12 protein-coding genes and 1 pseudogene are annotated in these 10,394 nt (G+C 61.0%); 10 read left to right on the forward strand and 3 right to left on the reverse strand.

Going from position 1 to position 10,394, the window contains the following annotated elements; all coding sequences use genetic code 11:
* Positions 1–445 (forward strand): annotated as a pseudogene (locus RMO15_RS18425) (carboxymuconolactone decarboxylase family protein); the annotation flags it as partial.
* The gene (locus tag RMO15_RS18430; RefSeq protein ID WP_309715126.1) at positions 446–796 is read left to right on the forward strand and encodes a carboxymuconolactone decarboxylase family protein; all 351 of its coding nucleotides are present in this window, start codon (positions 446–448) and stop codon (positions 794–796) included.
* A gap of 228 nt (positions 797–1,024) precedes the next feature.
* On the opposite strand, the gene RMO15_RS18435 is transcribed toward RMO15_RS18430, so the two are convergent.
* Entirely contained in the window at positions 1,025–2,107 is a 1,083-nt protein-coding gene (locus tag RMO15_RS18435) for a PDZ domain-containing protein (RefSeq protein ID WP_309715128.1), read from the reverse strand.
* Entirely contained in the window at positions 2,104–2,868 is a 765-nt protein-coding gene (locus RMO15_RS18440) for a phytanoyl-CoA dioxygenase family protein (RefSeq protein WP_309715130.1), read from the reverse strand. Before RMO15_RS18440 ends, RMO15_RS18435 begins: the two co-directional genes overlap by 4 nt.
* A 26-nt stretch (positions 2,869–2,894) precedes the next feature.
* Between RMO15_RS18440 and RMO15_RS18445 the strand changes: the two genes are divergently transcribed.
* The 7 genes from RMO15_RS18445 to RMO15_RS18475 all read left to right on the forward strand — a co-directional run bounded on the left by RMO15_RS18445 (position 2,895) and on the right by RMO15_RS18475 (position 7,894).
* A complete protein-coding gene (locus tag RMO15_RS18445; RefSeq protein ID WP_309715132.1) occupies positions 2,895–3,617 on the forward strand; it encodes a class I SAM-dependent methyltransferase in 723 nt (240 codons plus the stop codon).
* Entirely contained in the window at positions 3,614–4,015 is a 402-nt protein-coding gene (locus tag RMO15_RS18450; RefSeq protein ID WP_309715134.1) for a GtrA family protein, read from the forward strand. Before RMO15_RS18445 ends, RMO15_RS18450 begins: the two co-directional genes overlap by 4 nt.
* Before the next feature lie 22 nt (positions 4,016–4,037).
* The gene (ald, locus tag RMO15_RS18455; RefSeq protein WP_309715137.1) at positions 4,038–5,153 is read left to right on the forward strand and encodes an alanine dehydrogenase; all 1,116 of its coding nucleotides are present in this window, start codon (positions 4,038–4,040) and stop codon (positions 5,151–5,153) included.
* A gap of 166 nt (positions 5,154–5,319) precedes the next feature.
* Complete coding sequence (locus tag RMO15_RS18460) at positions 5,320–6,153, forward strand: TIM barrel protein (RefSeq protein ID WP_309715139.1); 834 nt, start codon at positions 5,320–5,322, stop codon at positions 6,151–6,153.
* Positions 6,150–6,773 carry an RNA polymerase sigma factor gene (locus RMO15_RS18465; RefSeq protein ID WP_309715141.1) on the forward strand — a complete coding sequence of 208 codons (624 nt, stop codon included), beginning with the start codon at positions 6,150–6,152 and terminating at the stop codon, positions 6,771–6,773. Before RMO15_RS18460 ends, RMO15_RS18465 begins: the two co-directional genes overlap by 4 nt.
* Positions 6,773–7,156 (forward strand): hypothetical protein, encoded by a 384-nt coding sequence (locus RMO15_RS18470; protein WP_309715142.1) that lies wholly within the window; start codon positions 6,773–6,775, stop codon positions 7,154–7,156. Before RMO15_RS18465 ends, RMO15_RS18470 begins: the two co-directional genes overlap by 1 nt.
* A 15-nt stretch (positions 7,157–7,171) precedes the next feature.
* Positions 7,172–7,894, forward strand: a complete 723-nt coding sequence (locus RMO15_RS18475) for an SDR family oxidoreductase (protein ID WP_309715144.1) — start codon at positions 7,172–7,174, stop codon at positions 7,892–7,894.
* Here RMO15_RS18475 and RMO15_RS18480 read toward each other — a convergent pair.
* Positions 7,850–9,085: a hypothetical protein gene (locus RMO15_RS18480; RefSeq protein WP_309715146.1), complete on the reverse strand. Its 1,236-nt coding sequence runs from the start codon at positions 9,083–9,085 to the stop codon at positions 7,850–7,852. The two genes, RMO15_RS18475 and RMO15_RS18480, sit on opposite strands and share 45 nt — an antisense overlap.
* Positions 9,086–9,140: 55 nt before the next feature.
* On the opposite strand from RMO15_RS18480, the gene RMO15_RS18485 reads away from it, so the two are divergent.
* On the forward strand, positions 9,141–10,394 hold a 1,254-nt coding region (locus RMO15_RS18485), incomplete at its 3' end, for a beta-galactosidase (RefSeq protein ID WP_309715148.1).

Raw genomic sequence — 10,394 nt, forward strand, 5'->3', positions numbered from 1 at the left:
TGACTTGCAAAAGCAGCTTAAAGACAAACCAGTGGGCCTGAAAGCGATTGCTCTCAAGACCGGCGATGAGCCTGTTGCACAGAAAAATGAGATCACGGCCACCCCCATGGCACTGATCTTCGACCGCCGGGGCCGCCTGACGGGAAAGGCCACCAACCCCGACGAGCTTGCCAAGCTCTCGCGGCAGGCAGGTGATGTGGCGCGCATTGACTGGGTAAGCGAGGCCACCGATCCGCGCTTTGAGCAGATCAAGAAGATGGGTGCTCCGTTTAGAGCGCCTCAGCAGATCCCTGGCATCATGCGCACGATGAGCCTCAAGCCCGAGGCGATGATGATGGTGCAGCAGCTTGCGGGCATGATGCACTTTTCCGATGGTGCCCTCACGCGCCGCCAGAAAGAGCTGGTCGCGACCTATGTCTCGGCGCTGAACCGGTGTAAGTACTGAGTGTCTAGCCATGGTGGTTTCCTGCGGTCGCAGGGACAAGAACTTAGTGATGTGGATGCGGTGGGGATGGGCGAGCCGGAGAAGGCCAAGGGGCTTTCCCCGAAAGAGCGCGAGCTACTGAAGTTTGTGAAGCGCTTGACTCTAGAGCCCGCCAAGACCTCGGACCTGGATATCGAGGCGCTCCGAAAAGCGGGCTGGACAGACGAGCAGATCTTCGAGGCAGCTTTCGATACGGCGCTCTTTGCGTTCTTCAACCGCATGGCCGATGCCTACGGCCTAGGCTATGAAAAAAGCGGCTGGCTGCCGCCCTCCTCCGGGAAGCCCTCCTCCCCCGGCCCCTCCTCCCGATAACGGGAAGGAGGGGAGTCATAAAAATCCCCCGCTTCTCCAAGACGAGAGGCGGGGGATTTTCTTGTGAGGCGGCGATCAGCACGGGTAGCCGCCGGTTGAAATCGGCGTCTCAGAGCCTCGTCCCTCGGCTAAGAAGTCGCTCCGCGACTAAACCCAATCAGCTCGGCAGTCGCGGAGCGACTTTTTGGCAGAATGCCCTCAGACGCCGTTTTCAACCGGCGGGCACGTTCAATCCAAGCGCAAATCCAGGCAAGGAAGCGTGAGGATCAGGCGCTTGCCGTCGCGCATAACCGTGAGTTTTAGCTTTTGCCCGACATCTTTGTTGAGGCGCAGCCAGGTGTGGAACTGGCGCGGAGCCATTTGGGGAAGGGTCTTGCCATCCACCGCGACGATCACATCGCCCAGCTTCAGGCCACCCAGCGATAGTGCCCATTTCTCGCCGGGAAAGACAAAGTTCACTTTGAGCGCCAGGGTCTTGCTGCCGGGAACCGGCTCCTCCCAGAACCCAAAGATCGGGGGGATCGCCCCCTGCGACGGGCGGGCGGAGATGTCGTAGGTGCGCCAGCCGGACGGAAGGGCAGCAGGCTTTCCATTGAGTACCACGCGGCTTACTTTTGCGGGGAGGGCATCGAGCGCAAAGGCAACGTCAGCGGCGGTGTAGATCGGCTGGTCATTGAATACCGTCAGTCGCTCCCCCACTTTGAGGCCCGCCTTTGCCGCGACCGAGCCGGGCCTCACCGACGCAATGCGGTTGCCATCGTCTAGCGTGAGTCCCAGCACACTAGGCGGGGGGTAGCGAAAGAGCGAGAGTTTTTGAAACGTTCCCGCCTTGCGTTGCTGCTCGATCTCCGCATCGTGGGCATAGTGGCAGTGGTAGCACGGCTCCTCGGCGCGTTTGGACTGCGCAAAGGCGGGGAATTTCTGTCTCAGAGTCTGGGAAGCCGGTACTGCACCCACTTTGGGCCACGCCACCGATTTCAAGCGCTCCAGAGCGGCGACCAAGGAAGCCACCGAGACATCGTCGCCGCCCCAGCGGGCGAGGGTCACGCCGTCGGGAGTGAGTACCAGCCCCATCAATTGCTGGTCGTAGTCGAAGCGAAAGCGATTGAGATCCACGCCCTTCAGGCTGATCAGGCGAACCGGGATGTAGTGCTCCATGAGCAGCGCAATCAGCTTTGGGTCGGAGGGCTGGAGGATCGCCGCGTCGCGCTTCTCCCGCTGGCAGCGAAAGAGCACAAAGAGTAGCTTCTTCTGCGCCAGCGCCTCAGTGAAAGCGGCATCGAGATCGGCCTGCCAGCGTACTTGTCTCATGCAAGAACCCGCGCGACTTGAGCATTCCACGCGGCGGCATCCGCGATTAAAGGCGGGCGTTTTTCGGGTTCAAAGCCACTGCGTGCCACCCCACTCTGATCCGTGTGGATAAAGTGTAGCGCGACGCCCGCACGCTCGTACTCGGTCGTGTTGGCTCCCGTGGCGTGGGGCGTCCCGTAGCAAAAGAAGATCGCGCCCCCGGCATTGAGCTCCACGGGAATTGCCTTGGTTTCGTCGGGCCAGCAGCGGATATGGTGGTCGGAGAAGCCATCGCGCTCGTGGGGCAGGAGCTCGGAGAAGGCGCGCGGAATCACCTGGAGTGTCCCGTTGGCAAGAGTCGCATCATGAACGGCGGTCCAGAGAGCGGTTCCCTTCAGGGGGTCGGGAATCTGGAAATACGCATTGTCCTGGTGCCAGTTCGTCCCCGCGCCTTGCTTGCCCGGCTTTAGAAACACCTGGTCGAGGTGCAGGAGCGCGGGTGCCCCGATCAGCGCCTCAATCGCCGCCACGGCTTTGGGGGCAAAGGGCATCGCCTTAAAAAGCTCCGAGTGCGGCCACATCGGGCAGAGCTGGAGATTGATTTTCGTGGACGAATAGGTCTTACCGTCGCCCTCCGTCGCGATATTGCGGAGCTTGCCCTCGGACTTGAGCCGGTCTAGTTCAACACGCATCGCCGCCACCTCACGCTCGCTCCAGAAGCCCTCCACGGCCAGCCAGCCCTCGGTGCGAAAGAAATTAACCTGATCCTCGCGAAACTGCATGCGAAAAGGATACCATAGGAGCCGGCATGGAAATCGGGGAGTATGAGCGAATGTTTGCGGTGGAGGCGGATCATTTTTGGTACCGCACGCTTCACGGCCATGTCTTGCAGCAACTTAAAGCACTTTCTCGTGGTGCTAGGGTTCTCGACGCGGGTTGCGGCACGGGGATGCTCGCCCGCCGCTTGACCGACGCTGGCTTTGCGGTCACGGGGCTGGATTTCTCGCCGGAGGCGCTCCGGCTCGCCAAAACGCGGGGGCTTGAAAATCTCATCGAAGGCTCGGTCAATGCCCTTCCTTTCCCAGAGAACACTTTCGATGCCGTGGTCTCGCTGGATGTCTGGTACCACCAAGCCGTGGACGATACCCAGGCAGCGAAAGAAGCGGCGCGTGTGGTCAAGCCCGGTGGGCAGGTGTTAATTAATCTCCCTGCCTACGACTGGCTCCGCGGCCACCACGATCTGGTCGTGCAGACGGCGCGGCGCTACACCCGCCCCCAAGTGAGAAAGCTCCTCACTGAGGCGGGCCTGGAAGTGACGTTTTGCTCGCACTGGAACACCCTGCTCTTCCCTGCCATTGTCGCCGCCCGCCTGCTCAGCCGACTACGTAAAGACGAGTCATCGGATGTCGCACCCGTCACGCCCTGGCTCAACAAAACCCTCAGCGCGGTTCTTGCTATTGAGCGTCCTCTTCTGTCCCTACCACTCCCCTACGGCCTCTCCATTCTCGCCATCGGAAAGAAACCAACGTGACAACTCTCCAGCGCCTGATGCGCTTTGTCAGTGTGGGAGCGATCTCCACCGTGGTTGAGTACGGCGCTGTAGCTCTCTTCACGCATGGCTTTGGCTGGCGGGTGCTGCTTGCCAATCCACTGGCTTATCTCCTCTCCGCTGTTGTCAACTTTCTGGGCTCGCGCTTTTTCACCTTCGCGGAAGCCAAAGACCAAGCCGCCACCACGCAGGTTGGGCGCTTTGCCGTGGTGCATAGTGTCGCGCTCTTGGTAGACTTTGGGATCGCGGCGCTGGCCGAGCGCATCGGGCCGCTCGGAGGCGTGGCGCCACAGTGGATCGGCAAGGCCATCGCGCTCCCGGTGATCTCGCTCTGGAACTTCACCCTACACCGCCTCTGGACGTTTCGCAGACAGTCTTAATTTTTTGGGTATACTCCTAACTATGATTGTAGGAGTTATTCGCGAGATAAAAGACGACGAGAACCGCGTGGGGCTGCTCCCAGCGGGCGTCGAGGCACTAGTGACAGCGGGCCACACGGTTCTGGCCGAGACCTGCTGCGGTTCCGGGATCAACTTCGAGGACGAAGACTACGCCGCCGCCGGGGCGCAGATAGTCTCGTCGCCCGAAGAGGTCTTTGCGCGCTGCGAGATGGTTATCAAAGTGAAAGAGCCCCTGCCCTCTGAGTGGCCCCTCATGCGTACGGGGCAGATTCTCTTCACCTACTTCCACTTTGCCGCCAGCCGTGAGCTTACCGATGCGTGCCTTGAATCCGGCGCGGTCTGCATTGCCTACGAGACGGTCGAGACCCCCGATGGACTCTTACCCTTGTTGGCCCCGATGAGCGAAGTCGCGGGTCGTATGGCTGTACAGGAGGGCGCGAAGTACCTGGAGCGTGCAATGGGCGGACGTGGGATTCTTCTGGGCGGCGTCCCCGGTGTTGCCCCTGCCAACGTCGTGATTATCGGCGGCGGTATGGTCGGCACCGAAGCCGCAAAGATGGCAGCGGGCCTCGGCGCAAACGTCAGCCTCTTTGATGTCTCGATCCCCCGCTTGCGCTATCTCGACGATGTGATGCCCAAGAACGTCAGCACGCTCTACTCCACGCTCGCCGCGATCCGCGAGAAGGCACTCCAAGCCGATCTTCTGATCGGTGCCGTGCTGCTCAAGGGCGCAAAAGCCCCAACACTTGTCCCCAGAAGCGTGGTCGCCCAGATGAAAAAAGGTGCGGTAATCGTGGATGTCGCGGTGGACCAGGGCGGCTGTATTGAGACCACGCACCCCACCACCCACCAGAACCCAACCTACTTTGTGGACGGCGTCTTGCACTACGGCGTCGCCAACATGCCCGGCGCAGTTCCGCACACGTCCACGGCGGCGCTCACCAACGCCACGCTCCCGTATGTTCTCTCGCTCGCCAAGAAAGGCTGGAAGAAAGCCCTCAAAGACGATGCGGGTCTGCGCAAAGGCCTGAATATAGTCGAAGGCAAGCTCACCTATGAGCCCCTCTCCGAAGAGTTCACGATTCCGTTTGTCGCCCCGGAGAGTTTGCTGGGATAGTTGGGCCATCTCCCCGGCTCGTTCCTCGCCTCCCCTCTTCCCCAACCGCTCGTTCCTCGCTGGGAAGAGGGGCTAGGAAAGGTATTTCCAGGCCCATTTATGGGTCTTGCCGCAACAGCGGGCCGCTTTAGCCGCCCGAAACCGTGTGCCCCGAAGAAACCAAACCATGAGATTAGGTGGCCCCGTATTTGGGGATATTTCGACACCCGAGAAATGGATCGCCGCCGTGCAGGCGGCGGGCTATCGGGCGGCGTACTGCCCGGTGAAAAACGATGCGTCGGAGGCGACTATCGCGGCCTATGCCCAGGCGGCGCGGGAGAGCGATATTGTGATCGCCGAGGTCGGGGCATGGAGCAATCCCCTCTCCCAAGACGCGCAAACGCGGCGCGAGGCGCGGGAGTTTTGCAAGCGGCAGCTGGAGTTGGCGGATAGAATCGGGGCGGTGTGCTGTGTCAATATCGCAGGCTCACTGGGGGCAAAATGGGACGGGCCATGCGCGGAAGATCTCACGGAGGCGGCGTTTGCGCGGATTGTGGAGAGCGTGCAGGAGATCGTGGACAGTGTCCAGCCAGAGCGGGCGATCTACACGCTAGAGACCATGCCCTGGATGTACCCGGACTCGCCACAGAGCTACTTGGACTTGATGCGGGCGATTGACCGAAAAAGTGTTGCCGTGCACCTCGACCCGGTGAACCTGATCAACAGCCCCACACGTTATTTTCACAACGCCAATTTCCTGCGCGAGTGCTTTGCGCTACTGGGGTCGCAGGTTGTCGGGGTGCACGCCAAAGATGTTCTCCTGCGCCAGAACCTCACGGTGCATCTGGACGAAGTCCGTCCGGGACTTGGGGGGCTGGACTATAAGGTGTTTTTAGGCGAGATGACGAGGCTCCCTAAGGACACGCCCTTTATGCTGGAGCACTTGCCTACCGAGGACGAGTACAAGCTCGCGGCGGCATTTGTGCGTGATCTGTGCGGGGCATGTAAAATAATTCTGTGACGGCCAACTTTCTGCGGTTCTTCCACGATAAAGAGATTAAGGTGGAAGGGATACGCAACGAAACGCACCAAGACAGCTCCTGGCTACGACTGCCATCAGAGCGAGGCTTGCTCTTGCGTGCCCAAGCGGGAGACCGGATCGCCTTCGATGGCCTTGTGCAGCTCCACCAGACACTACTACGGGGGTTTCTACGCCGTCGGCTCCCCAGTGACGCGGTCGAGGACGTGCTTCAGGAGACGTTTTTAGCGGCATGGTCCGCGCTTCCCGCCTTCAAGCCCCGCGTCCGTCTGAAGACCTGGCTCTACCAGATCGCGCTCCATAAGTCCGCCGACTGGCAGCGCCGGTGCCGTCGTGACCTCTCCCTGGAGTCGCTGACCAACGACCTCCCGGATAACAAGCTCTCCACCACCGAGAATGCGATCTGGGCGCGTGCCTTACTCGCGCAGCTCCCCGACGACCAGCGGATCTTGCTGGAGCTCTACTACTTCGACGATCTCACTCTCGCGGAGGTCGCGCTGGTGCTGGATCGGAACCTTAACACGGTCAAGTATCACTTTTACCAGGCACACGCCCGTGGTCTCCAGCTCGGAACAGCGATGCAGAAAGAGGAACATTCCTAATGAAGAACCGCGTTCCTTGCAACGACGAATCCTTGTTACTCTTACTACACGGCGAGCTTTCCTTAGGAGCAGTGCTCCGCCTCCGCCTGCATCTCTGGGGCTGCCCCACCTGTCGTGAGCGTGCCCAGACCTATGCCCGGCTCTCCGCAGGCTTGGCAACCGCACTCAGCCACACTGGTCAAGCTCCACGCATTGGTACACGATCCCCTTTTCTGCTCTCGCCCCTCTGGCTGATTCCTGGCCTCATGGTGATTATCCTCGGTAGTATCGGGGCCGTCGCCTTGCAGTGGCGCACGGCCAACCCCTACTTCAACCTGCCCCAGGCAGCCTCTTCACAAATCATGGAGTGTGAGGCTCCTGCAACCCCCTGCCCCAAACGCTGAGGGTATACTCTCGGTATGGATCTAACCCCGAAAGTTGCGCTGGTGACGGGTGCCTCACGTGGGATCGGGGCGGCGGTTGCCCTGCTACTCGCCGAAGACGGCGTGGACGTGGTCATCAACTACCGAAGCAAAGGGCCACGCGCGGAAGAAGTCGCGGCGCAGGTTGAGTCTCTTGGCCAGCAGGCGCTTCTTGCTCAGGCCGATATTACCAATGCCGAGGAGCGCGATGCTATGGCCCAGAGCGTCCGCTCTCGCTTCGGCCACCTCAACTTGCTCATTCTCAATGCCAGCGGCGGGATGGAGAAAGACAAAGAGGCAGGCTACGCGATGGAGCTCAACCGTGACTCCCAGCTTGCGACGCTCGATGCGCTCCTGCCCCTGATGCTGCCCGGAAGCCGCGTGGTCTTTGTCACCAGCCACTGGGCGCATTTCTACGGCACACACCCCGTCGCAACCGCCTACGAGGCCGTGGCGGCGAGCAAGAAAGCGGGTGAGGATGCCCTCCGTGCCCGCATCCCGGAGCTAGAGGCTCGTGGCATTCGCCTCACAATAGTCAGCGGCGATGGCATCGAGGGCACCATCACAGTGCGGCTTCTGGAGCGCCTACACCAGAGCGTCCTAGACACGAGCCGCGATCTCCCCACCATCGCCGAGTTCGCCGCCGCCATTGTCACCTCCGCAACGGACGACAGCCTAGAGTCGGGGCACATCGCCTTTATCGGCTCCATTGAGCCGTGAGCGAATCTGTGTGAGCGTCCCACAGGTCAGGTAGAGGTCATAGGTGAAGACCATCCCCGGCGTGATCGCAAACTTGGTCAGCGGCGCAAAGTAGGAGCAGCTCCCGTGCTCGGGCTTGCCATCGCCAAAGCGGTAGCAGGTGAGCGAGTCCGCCAGGGGAACTTTCGCTCCCACTCCAAAATCATTTTTATCCACGTAGGCAGCCCAGTGTTCAGGGAGTTTGCGGCTCTCGTTGGGCCAGCCAGGCTTGCTGCGTTTTGCTTCCTCGCCGCCAATCACCAGCGTGTCTAAATCTGGCTCTAGGAACACCGCGGGAATCTCGTGGTGGCGGCTGGCGTGGGAGTGCGTCCCAGAGTAGCTCAGGCGGTACTTCACCTGCGCCACATCCCCCTTCAGCGTGATCCACTGCTCAAAGATCGCCTCAGGGAGGTCGGTGCAGCCTGCCCAGTTGCGCCCGATACTCTTGGCATAAAGCGTCGTTTTTGTCTGTTTGAGTTCCAGTACTTTTGCCGCCCCGCCTTTGTAGTCGCCACCCTGCACCGGGTTCCAGCGCCAGGGCTGCTTCCCCCAGATCGAGCCATCATCGTCGCCGTAGTAGCTCTGTTGCACGAGTCGCCCGTGATCCCAGTGGTTAAGCAAGTTCCGTTCGGACTTGGAGAGCGAGAGCCAGCCAATCGCCGCCCCCGATGACACTTTCACGCCAACTCGGATTTTCCCATTGTCGAGATAGGCCCACTTCTCGGGCTTGGGCAGCTCGCCAGCAGGCTCACTGTCTTTGAGGGCATTAAACTTCCACTCGCGCACCAGTTTGCCGCTTGCGTCGCGCAGACGTAGCCAGGAGAGCTCCAGCTCACCCTGAGCCTGGCACGGGTCGAGCCGCAGCCCCGTCAGTGCTCCCTGCACGGGCAGAGTCGCCTTTAGCTCCTGCCACTTCTCGCCCGGCGTGTAGCTCACCGGGACACTACACTCCGCCGCAAAGCCGCCCCGCGCATCGCTCCAGAACACCTCCGCCGAGCCGCGTGTTACCGTCCGCTGCCGCCACTCCAGGGTGAGTGTCCCACTGACGCGGGGAACGTCGCTCGCTGTTAAATACGGGTCGCCGCCGGTGGTACGCACCACAAGATTGCCCTTGCGCACCCCCAGATGGCACTCGTGCGCCGCTTTCCAGCCCCCAAGTTCTTGCTGTTGCATATCTCAAGGTACCTGATCTGCTGCTCATTGAAATGGGCGGTGTATAATTTAGCCCATGTCTTCTCATTTTGCGATCGGGAAAACCGATTTTCTTCTCGATGGTAAACCGATCCGCCTACTCTGTGGTGAGGTGCACTTTGCGAGAATCCCGCGCGAGTACTGGGTGCACCGCCTCCAGCTGCTCAAGGCCATGGGCTGCAACACCGTGGCGGTCTACCTGTTCTGGAATCGCCACGAGCCCCACCCCGGCAAGTTCGACTGGTCAGGGATGGCAGACGCGGCGGCGTTTGTGAAGCTCGCCCAAAAAGAGGGATTTCTAGTCTGTCTCAGGCCGGGTCCGTATGTCTGCGCGGAGTGGGAGATGGGGGGCCTACCGTGGTGGCTCCTCAAAAAGAAAGACATCCAGCTGCGCTCATCGGCAGATAGTGATTATCTCGCCGCCGTCGAGCGCTACTTAAAGGAAGTCGGGCGGGTGCTAGCTCCCTTGCAGCTTGAGCGCGGCGGCCCAATCGCCTTGGTGCAGGTAGAGAACGAGCTGGGAGCCTACGGAACCGACCGGCCGTATATGGAAGCGGTGCGTAAGTTCTTGCTCGCGGCGGGCTTCACGGATGTGCCGCTCACGGCGTGTGACTGGTCGTCGAACTTTACGCAGAACGCGCTTCCCGGCGTGCTCTCTACCGTGAATTTTGGCAATAGCGCCGAGCGCAATGTCACCGAGTTCAAGCGCAAGCGCACCGGGGACGGCCCGATTTTTGTGAGCGAGTACTGGAGCGGCTGGTTTGATCACTGGGGCAAGCCTCACGAGACGCGGCCTATCGCCGGTGCCCTGAAAGACCTGGGCTGGATTCTAGACAATGGCGGCTCATTCTCGCTCTACATGACCCATGGCGGCACGACCTTTGGCCCCTGGGCAGGCGCGGGCGGCCCTCCGTACGATCCGATTGTCACCAGCTACGACTACAACGCACCGCTCGACGAAGCTGCAAAGCCGACCGAGAAATACCATGCGCTCCGCAATCTCCTCGTCAAGTGGCAGCCCGAGGGAAAGCCGCTCCCTGCGATCCCAGAGCCCATGCCCGTGATCGCCATTCCTGAGATCGCACTGACCGAGCGAGCCCCGCTCTTTGCGAGCCTTCCGCGTGCAACTCGTGCCGAGAAGCCCGCCGCGATGGAGACGTATGATATTGGCTTTGGGGCCATGCTCTACCGCACCACCCTGCCCGCTGGCCCTGAGGGCATCCTCAAGCTCACCGAGGCACACGACTGGACGCAAGTTTTTGTGGACGGCACACGTGTAGGTGTGCTCGAC

The organism is Armatimonas sp. (assembly GCF_031410135.1).
Classification (GTDB): domain Bacteria; phylum Armatimonadota; class Armatimonadia; order Armatimonadales; family Armatimonadaceae; genus Armatimonas.

Excerpts from the sequence above, each read along its gene's own strand:
- RMO15_RS18470 (WP_309715142.1), top strand. The coding sequence starts at position 6,773 with ATGAAGAACCGCGTTCCTTGCAACGACGAATCCTTGTTACTCTTACTA.
- ald (WP_309715137.1), top strand. The coding sequence starts at position 4,038 with ATGATTGTAGGAGTTATTCGCGAGATAAAAGACGACGAGAACCGCGTG.
- RMO15_RS18435 (WP_309715128.1), bottom strand. The coding sequence starts at position 2,107 with ATGAGACAAGTACGCTGGCAGGCCGATCTCGATGCCGCTTTCACTGAG.
- RMO15_RS18475 (WP_309715144.1), top strand. The coding sequence starts at position 7,172 with ATGGATCTAACCCCGAAAGTTGCGCTGGTGACGGGTGCCTCACGTGGG.
- RMO15_RS18460 (WP_309715139.1), top strand. The coding sequence starts at position 5,320 with ATGAGATTAGGTGGCCCCGTATTTGGGGATATTTCGACACCCGAGAAA.
- RMO15_RS18445 (WP_309715132.1), top strand. The coding sequence starts at position 2,895 with ATGGAAATCGGGGAGTATGAGCGAATGTTTGCGGTGGAGGCGGATCAT.
- RMO15_RS18440 (WP_309715130.1), bottom strand. The coding sequence starts at position 2,868 with ATGCAGTTTCGCGAGGATCAGGTTAATTTCTTTCGCACCGAGGGCTGG.
- RMO15_RS18480 (WP_309715146.1), bottom strand. The coding sequence starts at position 9,085 with ATGCAACAGCAAGAACTTGGGGGCTGGAAAGCGGCGCACGAGTGCCAT.